Raw genomic sequence first — 22,159 nt, 5'->3', positions numbered from 1 at the left:
CACGGCTGCCGGTACGGCGGCGGCCCACCGGGACCGAGCCACCCCGGCAGCCCCTGGAGGGGCTTCCAGCGGTGCGCCGTCCGAGACCCGGTCGGCGCCGCCAGGCTCCCATCCGGCCTACTGCCCCCGCCGTCGCACCGGCCGTTGCTCGGCCTGCTGCCTCCGCCCGACCAGCCGCCGCCGCGCGCAGGTCGTGACTCGACTCACCGCCCCCGCCCGCACCGACCGCCGCACACCGGCCACCGCGCCGCCGACCCCGCCCGGGCCGCCCTCACTTCGTCCGACCGGTTACCGTGCCGCCAGATCCCGCAGGGTCGCCCTCAGCCCGCTCGACCGCCGCCCACCGGCTACCGCGCCGCCGGACCCCGCACGCTCGCCCTCAGCCCGCCCCACCGGCCTCCGCCCCACCAACGTCCGTCCCACCGGCTTCCGCCCCACCGTCCTCCGCCGGGTCCTCCGGAGCGGGCCGGTCCTGGACCGACGGTTCAACCGGCGGGTCCTGCGCGGGGGGCTCCGGGGCTCCTCGGAGCAGTTCCGTGAGGAGGCGGACGGCGCCGCGCTTGTGCAAGGGGTCGTTGCCGTTGCCGCACTTCGGTGACTGGATGCAGGAGGGGCAGCCGGCGTCGCACTCGCAGGAGGCGATGGCGTCCCGTGTCGCGGTGAGCCACTCGCGGGCGGTGTGGAAGGCCCGTTCGGCGAAGCCCGCGCCGCCGGGGTGGCCGTCGTACACGAAGACCGTGGGAAGCAGGGTGTCCGGGTGGAGCGGGACGGACACGCCCCCGATGTCCCAGCGGTCGCAGGTGGCGAAGAGCGGCAGCAGGCCGATGGAGGCGTGCTCGGCGGCGTGCAGGGCGCCGCCCAGCTGCTCCGGGTTCACCCGGGCGGCGTCCAGCTGGTCCTCGGTGACGGTCCACCACACGGCGCGGGTGCGCAGGGTGCGGGGTGGCAGGTCGAGCTTGGTCTCGCCGAGCACCTCGCCGGTGATCAGACGGCGGCGGAGGAAGGAGACGACCTGGTTGGTGACCTCGACGGAGCCGTAGCAGAGGCGTCCGTCGCCCCACGGCACCTCGGTGTCGGTCTCCAGGACGGAGATGGCGGTGGTGTCGCGGGCGGTCGTGGAGTACGGCGGGTTGGCCTCCTCGACCAGGGCGACCGAGTCCTTGAGGTCGAGTTCCCGGACGAGGTAGGTACGGCCCATGTGGAGGTGGACGGCGCCCTCGTGGACGGCGGCGTGCGCGGCGGACTCGTCGACGGTGCCGAGCAGCCGGCCGGTACCCGCCTCGACGATCCGGACGGGGCTGCCGCCCTCGCCGCGGATGTCGGTGAGGTCGGCGGCCCGTTCGCGGCGGGTCCAGTACCAGCCGGACGCGCGGCGCCGCAGCAGCCCGGCTCCCTCCAGCTGGGGCAGCAGGTCGGCGGCGGCCGGCCCGAACAGCGCGAGATCGGATTCGGTGAGCGGGTGCTCCGCCGCCGCGGCGCAGAGGTGGGGCGCGAGGACGTAGGGGTTGTCGGGGTCGAGGACGGTCGACTCCACCGGCCGGTGGAAGAGGGCCTCCGGGTGGTGGACGAGGAAGGTGTCCAGCGGGTCGTCGCGGGCCACGAGCACGGCGAGGGCGCCCTGCCCGGATCGTCCGGCGCGCCCGGCCTGCTGCCACAGCGAGGCCCGGGTGCCGGGGTAGCCGGCGATGACGACGGCGTCCAGGCCGGACACGTCGATGCCCAGCTCCAAGGCGGTCGTCGCGGCCAGCCCGAGCAGCTCGCCCGAGTGCAGGGCCCGCTCCAGGGCCCGCCGCTCCTCGGGCAGGTAACCGCCCCGGTAGGCGGCGACGCGGGGCGGCAGCGAGCGGTCGACCTCGGCGAGGCGTTCCTTGGCGATGACCGAGATCAGTTCCGCGCCGCGCCGGGAGCGTACGAAGGCGACCGAGCGGACGCCCTGGACGGTCAGATCGGTCAGCAGGTCGGCGGTCTCGGCGGTGGCGGTGCGGCGTACGGGAGCGCCCTGTTCGCCCTGGAGTTCGGTGAGCGGCGGTTCCCAGAGGGCGAAGACCAGCTCCCCGCGCGGGGAGGCGTCGTCGGCGACCTCGCGCACCGGGAGGCCGGTGAGTCGCCCGGCGGCGACGGCCGGCTGGGCGGAGGTGGCGGAGGCGAGGAGGAAGACGGGCGAGGAGCCGTAGCGGGCGCAGACGCGGCGCAGCCGGCGCAGCACCTGGGCGACGTGCGAGCCGAAGACGCCCCGGTAGGTGTGGCACTCGTCGATGACCACGTAGCGCAGGGCGCGCAGGAAGGAGGACCAGCGGGGGTGGGACGGGAGTATGCCCCGGTGGAGCATGTCGGGGTTGGTGAGGACGTAGGTGGCGTACTGGCGGACCCACTCGCGTTCCTCGAAAGGGGTGTCCCCGTCGTACACGGCCGGCCGGATCCGGTTGCCCAGCGGGGCGGCGAGGCCCTTGACCGAGCGGCACTGGTCGGCGGCGAGGGCCTTGGTGGGGGAGAGATAGAGGGCGGTCGCGCCGCGTCCGTTGGCGGCCTCGGCGCCGTCCAGCAGGGTGGACAGGACGGGGGCCAGGTAGGCGAGGGACTTGCCGGACGCGGTTCCGGTGGCGATGACGACCGAATCGCCGTCCAGGGCGTGCTCGGCGGCGGCCGCCTGGTGGGCCCAGGGGTGTTCGATGCCCGCCGTTCGGATGGCGTTGATCACTTCCGGGCGGATGCGATCGGGCCAGACGGCATGCCGACCCGCTCTCGGGGGCAGGTGCTCCGTATGAGTGATGCGCGCAGCCCGGTTCGCCCCTGTGGCGAGACGGTCGAGGACCGCACCGGGGGAGGGGCGGGTGTCCCCGCTCTCGGGCGGTCGACTGGGGCGGTGATTCATGGCCATCGGCACCGAGTGTGTCACCGGCGTGACGGACAATGCTCCCAAGGCGTCGTGCATGGCTGCTGGTAAGTGATTGAATGCCATCGCGGCTGGCGATCCGTCCCCTGGCTCCGTCCGGAGAATCCGAGGGGCGACCGCTCGATAGCAAGGTGCTGGAGGATCCGTGGACCTGTCCCTGTCGACTCGCAATGTGTCCGGCCCGAGCGGCGACCGTACGGTCGTCGAGGTCGGTGGCGAGATTGATGTGTATACCGCGCCCAAGCTGCGCGAGCAGTTGGTCGAGTTGGTGAATGACGGCAGCTACCACCTGGTTGTCGACATGGAGGGCGTGGACTTCCTCGACTCGACCGGCCTCGGCGTGCTGGTGGGTGGCCTGAAGCGCGTCCGCGCGCACGAGGGATCGCTGCGCCTGGTCTGCAACCAGGAGCGCATTCTCAAGATTTTCCGGATCACCGGTCTGACCAAGGTGTTCCCGATCCACACCACGGTGGACGAGGCCGTCGCGGCCACCGACTGACCCGGTTCGCGGCACGGCTGGTCGCCCGTTCGGCCCAGTGGGCTCGGGCCGGTTCGCTCCCGAACCGGTCCACGCCGGCCGGGTCGGCGGGCCGGTCCGGCCGTACGCCCGTGTGCCCGTACAGCCAAACCACCGTTGGCCCGGCCGGGCCAACGCTGGAACCGGGCGGACGACCGCCGGGCCGGGCGCACCGGCCGGTGTGCCGCCAAGTGTCGGACCAGGTCCGGTCCGAGCCGGTCCGAGTCGGCCCGGCGGCAAGGGGCCGGGCCGGCGGCAGCGAACCGGGCCGGACGGGCACGGGTTCGGAACGAAGAGCAGGGTGCCGGGCGTCCAGCCCGGCCCTTTGAGAGGCACGCTCGCACGTCGAGGGGGACCGTATGGCCACCGTTGAACTCCGCTTCAGCGCCCAGCCGGAGCACGTCAGGACCGCCCGTCTGGTGGCGGCCGCCGTGGCGCGCCGGGCCGGGGTCGACGACGCCGTGCTCGACGAGGTCCGGCTCGCCGTCGGCGAGGCGTGCTCCCGAGCCGTCGGTCTCCACCGCAGCAACGACGTGATCTCGCCGATCCGGGTGGTGCTGACGGAGGAGGAGAAGACCTTCTCCATCGAGGTCGGGGACGAGGTCCCCGGAGCCGGTGTGGCGGCGGCCGACGCCGCCGGGGTCCCGGGCAGCCGCAGCGCCGCACCGGCGGAGGAGTTCGACGACGCCGAGGGCCAGGACGAGATGGGGCTCGCCGTGATCACCGGTCTGGTGGACGACGTCGAGGTGTCGGCCGGGGAGGCCGGCGGCGTCATCAGGATGACCTGGCCGGCGAATCCCCCGGCCGTGGTGTCCTGATCCCCCGGTCCCGACCCGTCCCTCGTCCCCGGTCCCCCGGCACCTTCCCCGCCCCAGATCCCTCCCGGCCCGGTCCGGACCGTCCCGTCCCGACGCCCCTCTTGGCCCAGGCCCGGTCCGTGTCCTGATCACTGCCCTGGTCGGTCTCCCCGCCCGGTCCGGACCACCGCGCGAGCGAAATCGAAGACCCTGCTGAGCAGGGTCTTTTTCTTTTTCCTAGATCGTCCCGCCGGTCGTCAATGGGTTAAAGTCATTACTGCTTTCGAGTGGATTTCGTGCATCCTGCATTTGCCGACCGGCAAGCGAAGGTCAATTCTGTTCTACGGCGCTCTGTTTTGATCAGGTTCTGCTCCCTACAATCCGTCCACGTCTTGAGCTCTTCTGACGTCAAGGAGGACGAATGGCGGGGCTCTTCAGTACACACGTGTCCGACCACCCGACTTCTCTCGCGGCCGCGGTACTCACCGATGACAACCGGATCATCATCGCGGTGATCGCGGTGGTCGCGGTGGCCGCCCTGATCGTCGCGCAGCTCCTGGTACGACAGGTACTGGCGGCGGGCGAAGGCACCACCGCCATGCAGAAGATCGCGGCGGCCGTTCAGGAAGGCGCGAACGCCTATCTGGCCCGCCAGCTGCGGACGCTGGGAATCTTCGCGGTCGTGGTGTTCTTCCTGCTTCTGCTGCTGCCCGCGGACAACTGGTCGCAGCGCGCCGGACGATCAGTCTTCTTCCTGGTGGGCGCCCTTTTCTCGGCGATCACCGGTTACATCGGCATGCGGCTCGCCGTACGCGCCAATGTGCGGGTCGCGGCGGCGGCGCGCGAGGCGACTCCGGGGCCCGGAGAACCCAAGAAAGACCTGACGTCCGTCTCCCACAAGGCGATGAAGATCGCTTTCCGCACGGGCGGCGTTGTCGGCATGTTCACGGTCGGCCTCGGCCTGCTCGGCGCGTCCTGTGTGGTGCTCGTGTACGCCGCCGACGCCCCCAAGGTGCTGGAGGGCTTCGGCCTCGGCGCCGCGCTCATCGCGATGTTCATGCGAGTCGGCGGCGGCATCTTCACCAAGGCCGCGGACGTCGGCGCCGACCTCGTCGGCAAGGTGGAGCAGGGCATCCCCGAGGACGACCCGCGCAACGCCGCCACCATCGCCGACAACGTCGGGGACAACGTCGGTGACTGCGCCGGCATGGCCGCCGACCTCTTCGAGTCGTACGCCGTGACGCTGGTCGCCGCGCTGATCCTCGGCAAGGCGGCCTTCGGAGACCTCGGCCTGGCCTTCCCCCTGATCGTGCCGGCGATCGGCGTGGTCACCGCGATGATCGGAATCTTCGCGGTCGCCCCGCGGCGCGCCGACCGCAGTGGGATGGCCGCGATCAACCGGGGCTTCTTCATCTCGGCGGTGATCTCGCTCGCCCTGGTCGCCGTCGCCGTCTTCACGTACCTCCCCTCCTCGTACGCCGCCCTCGACGGCGTCACCGAGTCCGCGATCAGCGCGCACGACGGCGACCCGCGCGTGCTGGCGCTGGTGGCGGTCGGCATCGGCATCGTCCTCGCGGCGCTGATCCAGCAGCTCACCGGCTACTTCACCGAGACCAGCCGCCGTCCCGTCAGGGACATCGGCAAGTCCTCGCTGACCGGGCCCGCCACCGTCGTGCTGGCGGGCATCTCCATCGGTCTGGAGTCGGCCGTCTACACCGCGCTGCTGATCGGGCTCTCGGTGTACGGGGCGTTCCTGCTGGGCGGCGCGTCGATCACGCTGGCGCTGTTCGCCGTGGCCCTGGCTGGCACCGGACTGCTCACCACCGTCGGTGTCATCGTCGCCATGGACACCTTCGGCCCCGTCTCCGACAACGCCCAGGGCATCGCCGAGATGTCCGGCGACGTCGAGGGCGAGGGCGCGCAGGTCCTCACCGACCTCGACGCCGTCGGCAACACCACCAAGGCCATCACCAAGGGCATCGCCATCGCCACGGCCGTACTGGCGGCGGCGGCGCTCTTCGGCTCGTACCGCGACGCCATCGCCACGGCGGTGCGCGACGTCGGGGCCAGGGCGACCGAGATGAACCTGACCATGGACATCTCCCAGCCCAACAACCTCGTGGGCCTGGTGCTCGGCGCCGCCGTCGTGTTCCTCTTCTCCGGACTGGCGATCAACGCGGTGTCGCGGTCGGCCGGTGCGGTGGTGTACGAGGTGCGCCGGCAGTTCCGCGAGCACCCCGGGATCATGGACTACTCCGAGAAACCGGAGTACGGGCGGGTCGTCGACATCTGCACCAAGGACGCGCTGCGCGAACTGGCCACCCCCGGCCTGCTCGCGGTGCTGGCTCCGATCGCCGTCGGCTTCACCTTCGGGGTCGGCGCCCTCGGCGCGTACCTCGCCGGCGCGATCGGCACCGGCACCCTGATGGCCGTCTTCCTCGCCAACTCCGGGGGTGCCTGGGACAACGCCAAGAAGCTGGTCGAGGACGGCCACCACGGCGGCAAGGGCAGCGAGGCGCACGCCGCGACCGTCATCGGCGACACGGTCGGCGACCCCTTCAAGGACACGGCCGGCCCGGCGATCAACCCGCTGCTGAAGGTGATGAACCTGGTGGCGCTGCTGATCGCTCCGGCGGTGGTGCAGTTCAGCTACGGCGACGACGCCAGCCCCGGCGTACGGGCGGTGGTGGCGACGCTCGCGATCCTCGTGATCATCGGCGCGGTGTACGTCTCCAAGCGGCGTACGGTCGCCATGGGTGACGAGGACGACAACAAGGCGGGGCGGGTCGCGAGCAAGGCGGCGACCCTGTAACTCCCCCCCGTGCACCGCTGTAACACTCGCTCAGGAGGGAGGCGGACGGGACGCGGTGACGTTCCGTCCGCTCTTCCGCTTCCTTCCGCTTCCTTCCGCTCACCCCGCTCTCTTCCGCCTTCTTCCGCTCTCTTCCTGCCGCTCGGACGCCCTCGGGCGGGAGCGCCGACGGTGAGCCTTCTCTCTCGATTCTCTCTTGCTACAAATGGTTATAAAGGCGTACAAAACGGTCTTAGGGGCCGCGAAAGTCCCTCACTTGGCGTGTATGTTCCGGGGCCGAGAGCCTCGGAAGGGACCAAACCGGTGAACAAGAAGCTTGCGGCCGCACTGTCCGGCGGTGCGGTACTGATGCTCGCACTGTCGGGCTGCAGCGACGACGAGGGCGGCGACGGCGGCAACAAGGTGGATGCCTGGGCCAAGAGCGTCTGCGACCAGGCGCAGCCGCAGATCCAGAAGCGGGCCAACGCGCAGCAGACGATCATCTCGACGGCCGCGGACGGCAAGCCGGCCGACATCCAGGCCGCCGACTCCAAGGCCTTCCAGGACATCGCGGACGCGGACAAGGCGCTCGCCAAGGCGGTGCAGGACGCCGGCGTACCGCCCGTCGAGAACGGCGAGAAGCTCCAGCAGGACGCCGTCAAGGAACTCAACGCCACGGCCACCGCCTACGTCGGCCTCAAGAAGCAGGTCGACGCGCTCGACCCCAAGAACCAGCAGAAGTTCGCCGAGGGACTCCAGACCGTCGCGGACGGGCTGAAGAAGATCGAGCAGATGGACCAGGACGCCCTGGCCAAGCTCCAGGCCGGCCAGCTCGGCCAGGCCATGGCCAAGCAGCCCGGCTGCCGCAGGGCCGAGGCGTCGGTCCCGCCCGCCAAGCCCGGCCCCGACGCTTCCACTTCCGCCTCCGCCTCCGCCGCGGCGTCGGCCTCCGCGCCCGCCAAGGCGTCGGCGCCCGCCAAGGCATCCGCGTCCGCCTCCGCGGGCGGGGACGCCGAGTAGCAGCCCGGCAGACCGCGCGCGGCCCGCGCCCCTCCCGATCCCGCTTCCCGGGAGCCGGGGGCCGGGCCGTGCGCCGATTGTCAGTGGCGGCGGTCACAATGGGCAGGTGAGTACGACCAGTCAGACCGCCAGCCTCCCGGTGCCCGACCGCGCCGACCGCCTCCGCGACGCCCTGCTCGCGGCCGACTTCACCGCCGACGGGCTGCTCGAACTGCTCGGCGCGCCCGCGTATGCCGCGCTCGCCCGCAGCGAGACCGTCCCCGCCCTGCGCGCCACCCGCGCGGACGGCCCGCTCGCCACGCTCGTCCGCCTCTTCCTCCTCCAGCGGCCCGTGGCGTACGACCGGGCCCGCGCCGTGCTGCCGCTGGACGAGGCCCTCGCCGACGGCTGGGCCGTGCGGGACGGCGACGAGGTCCGCGCCACCGTGGACGTACGGCCGTACGGCGGGCCCGAGGGCCAGGACTGGTTCATCGTCTCCGACCTGGGCTGCGCCGTGGGCGGCGCGGGCGGGGCGAGCGGCCGGGGCGAGGGCGTGGTCCTCGGCGTCGGCGGGGCCTCCACCACGCTCGCCGGGATCACGGTGCGCACGCCCGTCGGGTCCGCCCTGGACCTCGGCACCGGGTCCGGCATCCAGGCGCTGCACGCCGCGCAGCACGCCACGCGCGTCACGGCGACGGATCTCAATCCCAGGGCGCTGGAGTTCGCCCGGCTCACGCTCGCGCTGTCCGGCGCGCCGGCGGCGGACCTGCGGGCGGGTTCGCTGTTCGAGCCGGTGGCGTCGGAGACGTACGACCTCATCGTCTCCAACCCGCCGTTCGTGATCTCGCCCGGCGCCCGGCTGACCTACCGGGACGGCGGGATGGGCGGGGACGACCTGTGCCGGTCGCTCGTCCAGCAGGCGGGCGAGCGCCTCAACGACGGGGGGTTCGCGCACTTCCTGGCCAACTGGCAGCACGTGGAGGGCGAGGAGTGGCAGGAGCGGCTGCGCTCCTGGGTGCCACGCGGGTGCGACGCCTGGATCGTCCAGCGCGAGGTGCAGGACGTCACGCAGTACGCCGAGCTGTGGCTGCGGGACGCCGGCGACCACCTGGACGCGGGCGGAGAGGCGTACGCGGCGCGGTACGAGGCGTGGCTGGACGAGTTCGAGGCGCGCAGGACCAGGGCGGTCGGCTTCGGCTGGATCACGCTGCGCAAGTCCGGTGCGGCCGAGCCGTCCGTCGTGATCGAGGAATGGCCGCACCCGGTGGAGCAGCCGCTCGGCGATGCCGTACGGGCGCACTTCGCGCGGCAGGACTACCTGCGTACGCGCGACGACGCGGCGCTGCTCGCCGACCGCTTCGTGCTGGCGCCCGAGGTGGTCCAGGAGCAGGTCGGGCTGCCGGGCGCGGAGGACCCGGAGCACGTGGTCCTCCGGCAGAACCGCGGGATGCGCCGCGCGACCCGGGTGGACGCCGTGGGCGCCGGCTTCGCCGGGGTGTGCGACGGCACGCTGGCGGCGGGCCGGATCCTGGACGCCATCGCCCAGCTGATGGGCGAGGACCCGGTCCTGCTGCGGGACCGCACGCCCCGGGCGATCCGGCTGCTGGTGGAGGAGGGCTTCCTGGAACCGGCCCCCGAGACGCCGACGCCGCCGGCCGGCTGAGGCGGAACCCGGAGCCGCCCGGAGCCCGGAGCCCGGAAGCCTGGGGCCCGGAAGCCTGGGGCCCGGAAGCCTGGGGCCCGGAGCCCGGCGCGGGCGGGGCCGGGGCCGGGGCTGGTGGTACGTCGGCACCGGGCGGCCCGCTCAGTGCCGGTCGCCGCCCAGCCCGGCCGCGTCACCCCGCCCGGCCGGGTCACACGCCGCCCACGCACCCCACCCCGCCCGGCCGGGTCACACGCCGCCCACGCACCCACCCGCCGCCCACGCACCCACCGTCTCCCACGCGACCCACCCCGCCCACGCACCTCACGCCACCCCCGCCCCCGGCGCCGCGTGGGTGAAAGCGCGGCGCGTCGCCCGTGCCGTTCACCCGCAATTCGCGCCCACGACGTCCGGAGGTGCCAGCCTCGGCCCCGGGGCCATCAGGGGACCACCGAGCGAACGGGAACGGGGTACGGACATGGAGAGCGGACCGGCCATCTTCGCCGGCGCGGCCTTCACGCTGTTCGGCGCGGGGCTGCTGCTGTGGACCGGGACACGCGCGCTGCACCGGCAGCCGGTCGCGCTGGGGGTCAGCCCCGTGGCGGCGATCACGTTCGCGGCCTCGCTGGGAGCGGCCTTCCTCATCCTCGGGGTGTGGTGTTTCGGCCGCCTCTGAGGCCACGGCGGAACGGCGCGCTCCGGGAACGGACGGGAAAGGATCAGGGACCGCGGGAGAGTGAGAGGGGAGTCCGGGCGGCAGGAATGCCCGGACTCGGGTTACCGTTCGAGTGGCCGTTGCGGTCTTTCGCCGTTTGACACGGGGGCGGGTTGTACCGTCACACTCCGCAGCGTCAGCGGTGACAGCCGACCGGCAACGTCACCGCACCGCGCCACAGCAGTGCGCAAGGAGTGCCCTCGGTGCGACCACACCGTGCGGCACGCGCCACCGAGCGTCGACCGGAGAGAAGAGCGAAGTTGTCCCCGACCAGCGAGACCGCACAGGGCGGCCGCCGACTCGTCATCGTCGAGTCGCCTGCCAAGGCGAAGACGATCAAGGGCTACCTCGGCCCCGGTTACGTCGTCGAGGCGAGCGTCGGGCACATCCGCGACCTCCCCAACGGCGCCGCCGAGGTGCCCGAGAAGTACACCGGCGAGGTACGGCGTCTCGGGGTGGATGTCGAGCACGACTTCCAGCCGATCTACGTCGTCAACGCGGACAAGAAGGCCCAGGTCAGGAAGCTCAAGGAGCAGCTGGCCGAGTCCGACGAACTTTTCCTCGCCACCGATGAGGACCGCGAGGGCGAGGCCATCGCCTGGCACCTGCTGGAAGTCCTCAAGCCCAAGGTCCCGGTCCACCGGATGGTCTTCCACGAGATCACCAAGGACGCGATCCGCGCCGCCGTGGCCAACCCGCGCGAGCTGAACAAGCGCATGGTCGACGCCCAGGAGACCCGCCGCATCCTCGACCGCCTCTACGGCTACGAGGTCTCGCCGGTCCTGTGGAAGAAGGTCATGCCCCGGCTGTCCGCCGGCCGGGTGCAGTCCGTGGCCACCCGCCTCGTCGTCGAGCGGGAGCGCGAGCGCATCGCCTTCCGCTCCGCCGAGTACTGGGACCTCACCGGCACCTTCGCCACCGGCCGCACCGGTGACGCCTCCGACCCGTCGACCCTGGCCGCCCGCCTCGCCACCGTGGACGGCCGGCGGGTCGCCCAGGGCCGCGACTTCGGCCCGGACGGGCAGCTGAAGGCGTCCTCCGGCCAGGTGCTGCACCTGGACGAGGCGAACGCCCGCGCCCTGGCCGCCGCGCTCGCGGAGACGTCGTTCGCCGTCCGCTCCGTCGAGTCCAAGCCGTACCGCCGCTCCCCGTACGCGCCCTTCCGCACCACCACCCTCCAGCAGGAGGCCAGCCGCAAGCTCGGCTTCGGTGCCAAGGCGACGATGCAGATCGCGCAGAAGCTGTACGAGAACGGCTTCATCACCTACATGCGTACGGACTCGACGATCCTGTCCGACACGGCCGTCGCGGCGGCCCGTGCGCAGGTCACGCAGCTGTACGGGGCCGACTACCTGCCCGACGCGCCGCGCGTCTACGCGGGCAAGGTCAAGAACGCGCAGGAGGCGCACGAGGCGATCCGCCCCTCGGGTGATCGTTTCCGCACCCCCGCCGAGACCGGGCTCACCGGCGACCAGTTCCGCCTCTACGAGCTGATCTGGAAGCGGACCGTCGCCTCCCAGATGAAGGACGCGGTCGGCAACTCCGTCACCGTCAGGATCGCCGGCCGGGCGAGCGACGGCCGGGACGCCGAGTTCACCGCGTCCGGCAAGACGATCACCTTCCACGGCTTCATGAAGGCGTACGTCGAGGGCGCCGACGACCCCAACGCCGAGCTCGACGACCGCGAGCGCAGGCTGCCGCAGGTCTCCGAGGGCGACGCGCTCACCGCCGAGGAGATCACCGCCGACGGCCACGCCACCAAGCCGCCGGCCCGGTACACCGAGGCCTCGCTGGTCAAGGAGCTGGAGGAGCGCGAGATCGGCCGCCCCTCGACGTACGCGTCGATCATCGGCACGATCCTCGACCGCGGCTACGTCTTCAAGAAGGGCACCGCCCTCGTCCCGTCCTTCCTCTCCTTCGCCGTGGTCAACCTGCTGGAGAAGCACTTCGGCCGGCTCGTCGACTACGACTTCACCGCGAAGATGGAGGACGACCTCGACCGCATCGCGCGCGGCGAGGCGCAGGCGGTGCCGTGGCTGAAGCGCTTCTACTTCGGCGAGGGCGAGGCGGCCGGCGCCGCCTCCGAGGCGGGCAACGGCGACGGCGACCACCTCGGCGGCCTGAAGGAACTGGTCACCGACCTGGGCGCGATCGACGCCCGGGAGATCTCCTCCTTCCCCGTCGGCAACGGCATCGTGCTGCGCGTCGGGCGTTACGGCCCGTACATCGAGCGGGGCGAGAAGGACGCCGAGGGCCACCAGCGCGCCGACGTGCCGGAGGACCTGGCGCCCGACGAGCTGACGGTCGAGCTGGCGGAGGAGCTGCTCGCCAAACCGAGCGGCGACTTCGAGCTGGGTACGGATCCGGCGACCGGCCACCAGATCGTCGCCAAGGACGGCCGCTACGGCCCGTACGTCACGGAGATCCTCCCCGAGGGCACCCCGAAGACCGGCAAGAACGCGGTGAAGCCGCGCACGGCCTCCCTCTTCAAGTCGATGTCCCTCGACACGGTGACCCTGGAGGACGCGCTGCGCCTGATGTCGCTGCCGCGCGTCGTCGGCACCGACGCCGAAGGCGTGGAGATCACCGCGCAGAACGGCCGGTACGGCCCGTACCTGAAGAAGGGCACCGACTCGCGCTCGCTGGAGAACGAGGAGCAGCTCTTCGGCATCACGCTGGAGGAGGCGCTGGCGATCTACGCCCAGCCCAAGCAGCGTGGCCGCGCCGCCGCCAAGCCCCCGCTGAAGGAGCTCGGCACGGACCCGGTCAGCGAGCGTCCGGTGGTCGTCAAGGACGGGCGCTTCGGGCCGTACGTCACGGACGGCGAAACGAACGCGACCCTGCGGACCGGCGACAGCGTGGAGACGATCACGCCGGAGCGCGGGTACGAGCTGCTGGCGGAGAAGCGGGCGAAGGGCCCGGCGAAGAAGACCGCCAAGAAGGCCCCGGCCAAGAAGACGACCGCCAAGAAGACCGCGGCGAAGAAGACCACGGCCGCGAAGAAGACCACGGCCGCCAAGACGACGGCCGCGAAGAAGACGACGACGGCCAAGAAGGCGGCGGCCAAGAGCACCGCGGCGAGGAAGACCGCCTCGCCGGAGGACTGACCGGAAGCATCGGAGTCACCGGCCTGACCGGACGCGCCGGTCGCGCCGGCTGACCGGTCGCACCGGGGTCGTACCGCCCGTACCGGACGCACCGACCCGACCGCGCCGTAGGCCGTCCACCGCCCCCTCCCCACCAGCCCCGCGCCCGCGCCGGCCGGTACCGGAGGGGGCGGTGCGCATTGGTCCGGGCGGGGGACGACTGGGTGTCATTCCCTCCGGATAGGCTGAGGGGATGACGCGAGCCGAGCAGCCAACGGTCTTGAGCCCCACCTCAGACTCCGACGCCGCACTTGCCGCGGACTCCCGCGAGCGCGCCGTCCGGGCCCTGTTGCGCAACCCGCCGCTGAAGCGGTTGTGGAGCGCGCAGCTGGTGGGCGGGGTCGGTGACGCCCTCGCCCTGTTCGTCCTGGTCCTGCTGGCGCTCCAGGCGGCGGTCGTCGAGGACGCCTTCGGCGGCGGGTACCGCGGCGCGGCCCTCGCGGTCGCCGCGGTGTTCGGGGTGCGCATCCTGTCCACGCTGCTGTTCGGGGCCGTCCTGCTCGGCCCGCTGACGACGCTCACCGGGCCCAAGGGCCCGCTGGACCGGCGCTGGACGATGGTGGGCGCCGACGGGGCCCGGGTCGCGCTCCTGGTGGTCGCCCCGCTGTGGATCGACTGGACCCCCGACCTGGCCCTCGGGTTCCTCCTCGGCACGGTCTTCCTGGCCGGGGTCGCCGAGCGCTTCTGGACCGTCGCCAAGGAGGGCGCCGCCCCCGCGCTGCTGCCCGCCCCGCCCCCGGAGGGCGCCTCGGTGCGCCCCCTGCCGGACCACATGGACGCGCTGCGCCGGCTGTCGCTGCGTACGGGCTTCGCCGCCGTCCCCGGCGCCGCCGCCGTGCTCCTGGTCGCCACCCTCGTCGGCAATCTGCTGGCCACCGGCATCGACTGGTTCTCCGGCCACCAGGCGGCCCTCGGGTCGTACGTGGCGGCCGGGCTGTTCGCCGCGTCCGTCTCCGTCCTGTACTTCCTGGAGCTGCCCGACGGCCAGACCCCGCGCCCGCGCTCCCCGCTGGAGGGGCTGCGCCGCCCCTCGACCGGGAGCGGCGTCGACAAGGGGCGTACGGGCGCGATACCGCTGCTGGTGCTCGCCTGCGCGGCCGTCGCCGGAGCCATCGCCTCCGCCACCGCCGTCGCCGTGCTGCACGCGCGCGACCTGGGCGGCGGGCCCGTCGCGTTCGCGCTGCTCGTCCTGGCACTGACCGGCGGCACGGGCCTGGGCATCCGCCGCGCCCCCGCCGTGCTGCCCGCCCTGTCCCGGCGCCGTCTGCTGGCGCTGGCGATCGCCGCGACCGGGGTGGCCCTGCTCGCGCTGGGCCTGGTGCCCGACACGGCGACCGTGCTGTTCCTCGCGCTCGGCGCGGGCTTCGCGGCCGGTGTCGCCGCCAACACCGGGCACACGCTGCTCGACCAGGAGACCGAGGAGTTCCGCCGGCCGCGGCTGACCGAGCACCTCCACGCCGTCGTACGCGTGTCGATCGCGCTGGGCGCGCTCGCCGCCCCGCTGCTCGCCGCGGCCATCGGTCCGCACCGGCTCGCCAACGGCGACTTCGTCTTCGCCCACGGCGGCGCCGCCTTCACACTGATGCTCACCGGTGCCCTGCTCCTGCCCGTGGCGGCGCTGGTGCTGGCGAAGACCGACGACCGCTCCGGAGTCCCGCTCCGCCGCGACCTGCGGGAGGCGCTGCGCGGCGCCGACCCCGAGCAGGCCCCGTCGGGGACCGGTTTCTTCATCGCCCTGGAGGGCGGCGACGGCGCCGGCAAGTCCACGCAGGTGGAGGCGCTGGCCGAGTGGATCCGCGGCAAGGGCCACGAAGTGGTCGTCACGCGCGAGCCGGGCGCGACGCCCATCGGCAAGCGGCTGCGCTCGATCCTGCTCGACGTCTCCAGCGCCGGGCTCTCCAACCGCGCGGAGGCGCTGCTGTACGCCGCCGACCGCGCCGAGCACGTCGACTCACTGGTCCGCCCCGCCCTGGAGCGCGGCGCGGTGGTCATCTCCGACCGGTACATCGACTCGTCCGTCGCCTACCAGGGCGCCGGCCGCGACCTGTCGCCGACCGAGATCGCCCGGATCTCCCGCTGGGCGACCAGCGGTCTCGTACCGCACCTCACGGTCCTGCTGGACGTCTCGCCGGAGACCGCCCGCGAGCGGTTCACGGAGGCGCCGGACCGGCTGGAGTCGGAGCCGGCGGAGTTCCACCGGCGGGTACGGTCGGGATTCCTCGCCCTCGCGGCGGCCGACCCCGCGCGCTACCTGGTGGTGGACGCGGGCCAGGAGCCGGAGGCGGTCACCACCGTCGTACGCCACCGCCTCGACCAGATGCTGCCGCTCTCCGAGGCCGAGGTGAAGGCCATGGAGGAGGCCCGCCGCCGCGCCGAGGAGGAGGCCCGCCGCAAGGCCGAGGAGGAGGCGGCGCGCAAGGCCGAGGAGGAGCGCTTGGAGCGGGAGCGCCAGGAGCAGCTGGCGCGGCTGCGTGCCGAGGAGGAGGAGCGCCGGCGCCGCGAGGAGGAAGAGGCGCGGCAGCGCGAGGCCGAGCGGCAGGCCGAGGAGGCCAGGCGCCGCGCCGAGGAGGCGCGCCGGCTCGCGGAGGAGGAGCGCCGGCGGCGCGAGGCCGAGGAGAAGACCCGCCGCGAGGAGCAGGAGCGGCTGCGCCGGCTCAAGGAGGAGCAGGAGCGGCTGCGGGCCGAAGCCGAAGAGCGCCGCCTGGAGAAGCAGCGCAAGGCCGAGGAGGCCCTGCTGAGGGCGGAGGAGGCGCGCCGGCTCGCCGAGGAGGCCGCCGCTGCCGCCGCGGCCCGGGCGGCGGCCGAGTCGGCCGTGGCGGCGGTGTCGGCCCCCTCGGAGGCGGAGACCACGGTGCCGACCCCGGTCGTCAACCCCGACCAGGAGACCCAGGAGGTCCCGGCGCCGCGCGTCAACATGCGCAAGGACGCCGAGGAGACGACCCGGCTCCCGTCCGTTCCGGAGGCGCAGGCCGCCGGCACCGGCCCGGCCCGCGCCGACGACGAGACGACGGTGCTGCGCCCGGTGCGCGAGGAGGGCGTCGCCGACGTCGAGGAGACCGCGGTCCTGCCGCCCGTCCGGGAGACCGGACCGGCCGCTTCCGCCGCCGAGGAGACGGCGGTGCTTCCTCCGGTACGGGAGGGAGGGCCGGCGGACCGCGTTCCGCCCGGCTTCTTCCGGGACGAGGAGCCGGGGAGGGCGCAGGGCACCGGGAGGGCGCCGGGCACCGGACGGGCAGCCGGCACCGGGCGTGCGTCCGGCGCCGGACAGGGCCCTGAGCAGGCGTCGGGCGCCGACCGGACCCGGGAGCTGCCGCAGCTCGACGAGCAGGGCAGGCCCCGGCGCCGCTCGGACTGGGCGGAGGAGACCCCGCTGGACGACCTGCCGACCCTCGCGGACGAGCTGCTGGGCCCGCACGACGACGAGGACCGGGGGCGCGGGGGCGGCGGCCGGCGCCGCTGACCCCCCGGCCCCGGGGCCCCGGCCCCGAGGGGCTACGGGCCCGTTGTCGGACCCCTGCCCCACAATGAGCAGCAGGCAGCAGGCAGCAGGCAGCAGGCAGCAGGCAGCAGGCAGCAGCAGTACGTACGACGAGAGGAAGGCGGTGACCCATGCCCGTGTGGGACGACCTGGTCGGCCAGGACCGGGTGGGCGAGCAGCTCCGCGCCGCCGCTCGTGACGCGGACGCGCTGGTCACCGCCGAGGCGGAGGGCACCGCGCCGCCCGACGCCTCGAAGATGACGCACGCCTGGCTGTTCACCGGCCCGCCCGGCGCCGGGCGGAACACCGCCGCCCGCGCGTTCGCCGCCGCGCTCCAGTGCGTCAGCCCCGACCGGGCGCTCGGCGGGGAGCCGGGCTGCGGCTTCTGCGACGGCTGCCACACGGCCCTGGTCGGCACGCACGCGGACGTGTCGTCCATCGCGGCCGTGGGCACCCAGATCCTGGTCGACGACATGCGGGACACCGTCCGCAAGTCCTTCACCTCGCCTGCCAACGGCCGCTGGCAGGTGATCCTCGTCGAGGACGCCGAGCGGCTGAACGAGAAGTCGGCCAACGCCGTCCTGAAGGCGGTGGAGGAGCCCGCCCCGCGCACGGTGTGGCTGCTGTGCGCCCCCTCCATCGAGGACGTGCTGCCCACCATCCGCTCGCGCTGCCGCCACCTCACCCTCCGTACGCCGCCGGTCGAGGCCGTCGCCGATGTCCTGATCCGGCGCGACGGCATCGAGCCGGACAGGGCGTACGCCGCGGCCCGCGCCACCCAGGGGCACATCGACCACGCCCGGCGCCTGGCCACCGACGAGCGGGCCAGGTCCCGGCGGGCCACGGTGCTCAAGGTGCCCCTGCGGGTGGCGGACGTCGGCGGCTGCCTCAAGGCGGCCCAGGAGCTGATCGACGCGGCGGCCGAGGACGCCAAGGAGGTCGCCGAGGGCACCGACGTCAAGGAGACCGAGGAGCTGAAGGCGGCGCTCGGCGGCGCGCCCGGCGGCCGGATGCCGCGCGGTACCGCGGGCGCGATGAAGGAGCTGGAGGACAAGCAGAAGCGCCGCCGGACCCGTACGCAGCGGGACAGCCTCGACCTCGCCCTCGGCGAGCTGACCGGCTTCTACCGGGACGTCCTCGTGCTCCAACTCGGCGCGGGCACGGCCCTGGCCAACGAGGACGTGCGCGACGCGCTGGAGCGGACGGCCCGCGAGTCCACCCCGGAGGGGACCCTGCGGCGGATCGAGGCCATCCTCGCCTGCCGCGACGCCCTGGACCGCAATGTGGCCCCGCTGCTGGCGGTGGAGGCGATGACCCTGGCGCTCCGCGAGGGGTAATCCGTACGGGGATGGCGGACACGTGACGTGAGCGGACGGATACGCTCCGGACATGGAATCCAGCCGCCTGCTCCGCACGTCCGCCGTCACCCTCTCGCTCGCCGGTCTCCTCCTGGCGGGCTGCACCGAAGCGGGTACGACCCCGGCCGCCTCCGCCCCGGCCGCGTCGGTGGCCGCCTCGGCCGAGCGGCTCAAGGCGTACTACGGCCAGCGGCTGAGCTGGCGGGCTTGCGGCGTGGAGGGCTTCCAGTGCGCCACGCTCAAGGTGCCGCTCGACTACGCCGAGCCGGACGGCGAGCAGATCCGGCTCGCCGTGTCCCGGGTGCGGGCCACCGGCCCCGGCGCCCGCATCGGCTCGCTGCTGGTCAACCCCGGCGGCCCCGGCGGCTCGGCCGTCGGCTACCTCCAGGGGTACGCGGGGATCGGCTACCCCGCCCCCGTCCGCGCCCGTTACGACATGGTGGCCGTCGACCCGCGCGGCGTGGCCCGCAGCGAACCGGTCCGCTGCCTGGACGGCCCGCGGATGGACGCGTACACGCAGGTGGACCAGACGCCCGACGACGACCGGGAGACCGCGCGTCTCGCCGCCTCCTTCCGCGACTTCGCCGCCGGCTGCCAGAAGCTCTCCGGCCGCGTGCTGCCCCATGTCTCCACCGTCGAGTCGGCCCGCGACATGGACATCCTGCGCGCGGTGCTCGGCGACAAGAAGCTGAACTACGTCGGCGCCTCCTACGGCACCTTCCTCGGCGCCACGTACGCCGAACTCTTCCCCACCCGCACCGGCCGCCTCGTCCTGGACGGGGCGATGGACCCGTCGCTGCCGACCGCCGAACTGAACCGCGACCAGACCGCCGGCTTCGAGACGGCCTTCCGGGCCTTCGCCGCCGACTGCGTCAAGCAGCCCGACTGCCCCCTGGGCACCGGCTCGACCGCCGCCGCGTCCGCCCGCCTCAAGGCGTTCTTCGCCGCGCTGGACGCCAAGCCCGTCCCGACCGGCGAGAGCCGCCCGCTCGGCGAGGCCCTCGCCACCACGGGCGTGATCGCCGCCATGTACGACGAGTCCGCCTGGCCGCAGCTGCGCGAGGCCCTCACCCGGGCGATGGGCGGCGAGGGCTCCTCCCTGCTGGCGCTGGCCGACAGCTACTACGAGCGCGAGGAGGACGGCACGTACTCGAACCTGATGTACGCCAACGCCGCCGTGAACTGCCTCGACCAGCCCCCCGCCTTCACCGGCCCCGCCGAGGCCGCCGCCGCGGTCCCGTCCTTCGAGAAGGCGTCCCCCGTCTTCGGCAAGGGCCTCGCCTGGGCGTCCCTGAACTGCGCCTACTGGCCCGCCAAGGCCACCGGCGCCGCCCACCGCATCGAGGCCAGGGGCGCCGCCCCGATCGTCGTCGTCGGCACCACCCGCGACCCGGCCACCCCCTACAAGTGGGCCCGCTCCCTGGCCGCCCAGCTCTCCTCCGGCACGCTCCTCACCTACGACGGCGACGGCCACACCGCCTACGGCCGCGGCAGCGACTGCGTGGACACCGCGATCAACACCTACCTCCTCGACGGCACGGTCCCCCCGCCCGGCAAGCGCTGCAGCTGACGCGGTACGAGGCACTCCCGGGACCTGTGTAGACTTGTCCCCGCTGCCGCACCCACTGCCGGGTGCGCCCGGCGTGCCGCCTTAGCTCAGTTGGCCAGAGCAACGCACTCGTAATGCGTAGGTCTCGGGTTCGAATCCCGAAGGCGGCTCCATCAGACCCCAGGTCCGGAAGATACCGGCCTGGGGTTCTCTGTTGCCCGGGTGATCTGCGGCGCCTCAGTACCCCCGCTCCACCACGTCGGTGATCTTCACCGACACTTTCGTCTCCGCGGAAGAGGTGCTGAGCACTGACGGCGTGTAGTCCAGCCTCGTCCGGTCCGACAGCTCGGCCGTCCCGATGACCGGGCCCGACTGGTCCCCCCGGATCTCGTAGGTGATCTCGTACACGGCGTCCGGGGCGATGGCCCCGCTGTCGCCGACGTGGGTCAGTTCCGGTTCGACCGTCAGGGTGCAGCCCGCCGACCCGAAGCACTGCCGCTGGGTGGTGCGCAGCCCGATGGTGAAGCTGCCGACGCCGACCTCCGCGTACGTCGGCTCCGGGGTCGGTGCGTCGGCGTCGGTGGTGGTGACGGCCTCGTCCGTGGCGTTCGGCGCGGCGGTGGCCGCCGGTTTGCTGTCGTCGTGTCCGGACCCGTTGACGATGACGCCGGTGGCGACGACCGCGGCGATCACGGCGGCGGCCGAGCCGATGATGACGGCATGGGTACGGGACTTCCGGGGCGTCACCGCCGACGGAGGAAGCGGGGGCGGGCAGTTGGGCATGGGTGGTGGCGTGGCGTCACTCATGAGTCCCCCAGGGGTGGTGGATGCGTTGTCGGCATCCTCCTGCCGGGTGTCCGCCGTTGAGGGTGTCTGTCCACGTTGTGACCTGGATAGGTGATCGCCGGCTGGACCACGAAGGCCGGATCACGTCCTCCGTGACCCGGCCTTCCTTCAACGCCCCACCGCCACCGGGGGCGTCAGCTCGTCCAGAAGTCCCACCAGCGGGTCAGGATCAGCATCCCGATGATCCCGATGTGCAGCACCGGCAGCACCCAGGTGAACTCGTCCAGGAAGCCGCGCACCGCGCGCGGGGCGGGGAGCAGGCCGTGGCGGACGTTGTGCGCGGTGACGTACCAGAACATGACGATCGTGGCCGCCCAGGCCAGGCAGCACCACAGGCACAGCGCGTTGATCTCGTACAGCGACTGCTGCATCAGCCAGGTGCAGAAGCCCACCCCGAAGAGGGTGCCGGCGTTCAGGCCCAGCCAGAACCAGCGGCGGTGGCGGGCACCGGACAGCAGGCCCGCGCCGATGGCGACGACCATGCCGTACGTCACCAGGCCCAGCATCGGGTTGGGGAAGCCGAACACCGACGCCTGCTCGCTCTTCATGATGCTGCCGCAGGAGACCACCGGGTTCAGGCTGCACCCCGGCGTGAAGTTCGGGTCCTCCAGCAGCTTGAACTTGTCCAGCGTGATCACCCACGCGGCGAGCACCCCCGCCGCACCCGTGACCATCAGCATCCAGGCGAACGCCCGGCCGGCGCCGACCGCCGCGGGGGCCGGGCCGGCGTCCCCGGGCCGGGCGAGGGGGGCCTCGTCCTTCACGCGCGTCATCGTCATGGCGGCGACGTTACACGCGGAATCCTTTCGTCGTGCCGCCCCCCGGGCGTCTTCCACCGGAACGAGCGACGGCCCCCGGCGACGGGTCAACGCCCCCGCCACCGGGGCCCTTTCCCCGTCAGGTACGCACCCGGCGGACGGGCAGCAGGCAGTGGGCGCTCTGCGCGATCAGCTCCTCGTCGCCGAGGAACGCCCGCAGCTGCTCCTCGCTCACCGGCTTGCCCTGCACCGCCTCGGGCCAGGGGCACAGCGAGCAGATCAGGTACGCCTTGCCGGTCTCGTGGGCGGCCTTCTCCCACTCCGGCGGCACCGGGCACTGCACCTTCATGAACGGCAGGGTGAGCACGGCCTGTTCGGCCTCCACCAGCAGCGTGACGGGGACGCGGGTCTCGCGCGAGAGGTCGGTCACCTTGTCGCCGACCGACAGGCCGGTCTTCTCCAGCTCGCCGCGCAGCGCCTCCGCGCCAGCCTCGGGTCCGTCGCGGCCGTCCCCGAGGGAGTACACCATCAGGAAGGGGAGGACGGGGGCGTCGGACTCGGCGTCGGGCTCGTTGGCCCAGGGGATGACGGTGAGGGTGCCGACGACGGAGTCCTGCCGGCCCGGCGTCGTGGCGGTGGTGGAAGAAGTCATGGTGCCGGATGGTACTGG

At 73.2% G+C, this 22,159-nt stretch carries 14 protein-coding genes and 1 tRNA gene; 11 read left to right on the top strand and 4 right to left on the bottom strand.

Annotation, left to right across the window (positions count from 1 at the left end):
• Positions 1-379 precede the first annotated feature (379 nt).
• Positions 380-2,959: a DEAD/DEAH box helicase gene (locus tag ACF08D_RS20755; RefSeq protein ID WP_392224218.1), complete on the bottom strand. Its 2,580-nt coding sequence runs from the start codon at positions 2,957-2,959 to the stop codon at positions 380-382.
• A 79-nt stretch (positions 2,960-3,038) separates the two neighbouring features.
• Here ACF08D_RS20755 and ACF08D_RS20750 point away from each other — a divergent pair, with 79 nt between their 5' ends.
• The 11 genes from ACF08D_RS20750 (at position 3,039) to ACF08D_RS20700 (ending at position 20,058) form a co-directional block, all read left to right on the top strand.
• Positions 3,039-3,392, top strand: coding sequence for an STAS domain-containing protein (locus tag ACF08D_RS20750; protein ID WP_126885862.1), 354 nt, complete (start codon positions 3,039-3,041; stop codon positions 3,390-3,392).
• 377 nt (positions 3,393-3,769) lie between these two features.
• The gene (locus ACF08D_RS20745) at positions 3,770-4,228 is read left to right on the top strand and encodes an ATP-binding protein (protein WP_392224217.1); all 459 of its coding nucleotides are present in this window, start codon (positions 3,770-3,772) and stop codon (positions 4,226-4,228) included.
• A 400-nt stretch (positions 4,229-4,628) separates the two neighbouring features.
• Positions 4,629-7,019 carry a sodium-translocating pyrophosphatase gene (locus ACF08D_RS20740; RefSeq protein ID WP_392224216.1) on the top strand — a complete coding sequence of 797 codons (2,391 nt, stop codon included), beginning with the start codon at positions 4,629-4,631 and terminating at the stop codon, positions 7,017-7,019.
• A 303-nt stretch (positions 7,020-7,322) separates the two neighbouring features.
• Entirely contained in the window at positions 7,323-8,018 is a 696-nt protein-coding gene (locus ACF08D_RS20735) for a small secreted protein (RefSeq protein ID WP_392224215.1), read from the top strand.
• A gap of 106 nt (positions 8,019-8,124) precedes the next feature.
• Positions 8,125-9,660 (top strand): methyltransferase, encoded by a 1,536-nt coding sequence (locus ACF08D_RS20730; RefSeq protein ID WP_392224214.1) that lies wholly within the window; start codon positions 8,125-8,127, stop codon positions 9,658-9,660.
• 457 nt (positions 9,661-10,117) lie between these two features.
• A complete protein-coding gene (locus ACF08D_RS20725) occupies positions 10,118-10,315 on the top strand; it encodes a hypothetical protein (RefSeq protein ID WP_392224213.1) in 198 nt (65 codons plus the stop codon).
• Between the two features lie 299 nt (positions 10,316-10,614).
• On the top strand, positions 10,615-13,461 hold the full coding sequence (gene topA, locus ACF08D_RS20720; RefSeq protein ID WP_392224212.1) for a type I DNA topoisomerase: 2,847 nt from the start codon (positions 10,615-10,617) through the stop codon (positions 13,459-13,461).
• A gap of 232 nt (positions 13,462-13,693) precedes the next feature.
• Complete coding sequence (gene tmk, locus ACF08D_RS20715) at positions 13,694-16,960, top strand: dTMP kinase (RefSeq protein WP_392224211.1); 3,267 nt, start codon at positions 13,694-13,696, stop codon at positions 16,958-16,960.
• 149 nt (positions 16,961-17,109) lie between these two features.
• Positions 17,110-18,315, top strand: coding sequence for a DNA polymerase III subunit delta' (locus ACF08D_RS20710; RefSeq protein WP_392224210.1), 1,206 nt, complete (start codon positions 17,110-17,112; stop codon positions 18,313-18,315).
• A gap of 52 nt (positions 18,316-18,367) precedes the next feature.
• Positions 18,368-19,906 carry an alpha/beta hydrolase gene (locus tag ACF08D_RS20705; protein ID WP_392224209.1) on the top strand — a complete coding sequence of 513 codons (1,539 nt, stop codon included), beginning with the start codon at positions 18,368-18,370 and terminating at the stop codon, positions 19,904-19,906.
• A 75-nt stretch (positions 19,907-19,981) separates the two neighbouring features.
• Positions 19,982-20,058, top strand: a tRNA-Thr gene (locus ACF08D_RS20700).
• A gap of 64 nt (positions 20,059-20,122) precedes the next feature.
• Here the strand turns inward: ACF08D_RS20700 and ACF08D_RS20695 are convergent.
• From ACF08D_RS20695 to ACF08D_RS20685, 3 genes are all read right to left on the bottom strand, one after another.
• Positions 20,123-20,692 carry a hypothetical protein gene (locus ACF08D_RS20695; protein WP_392224208.1) on the bottom strand — a complete coding sequence of 190 codons (570 nt, stop codon included), beginning with the start codon at positions 20,690-20,692 and terminating at the stop codon, positions 20,123-20,125.
• Positions 20,693-20,865: 173 nt separating this feature from the next.
• Positions 20,866-21,510, bottom strand: coding sequence for a vitamin K epoxide reductase family protein (locus ACF08D_RS20690; protein ID WP_392224207.1), 645 nt, complete (start codon positions 21,508-21,510; stop codon positions 20,866-20,868).
• 118 nt (positions 21,511-21,628) lie between these two features.
• Positions 21,629-22,141, bottom strand: coding sequence for a DUF5949 family protein (locus ACF08D_RS20685; RefSeq protein ID WP_392224206.1), 513 nt, complete (start codon positions 22,139-22,141; stop codon positions 21,629-21,631).
• Positions 22,142-22,159 lie beyond the last annotated feature (18 nt).

The sequence above is a fragment of the Streptomyces sp. NPDC015131 genome, assembly GCF_043079975.1.
Taxonomy (GTDB): domain Bacteria; phylum Actinomycetota; class Actinomycetes; order Streptomycetales; family Streptomycetaceae; genus Streptomyces.
The sequence above is the reverse complement of the archived record's forward strand: the minus strand, read 5'-3'. Positions and strand labels throughout refer to the sequence as shown.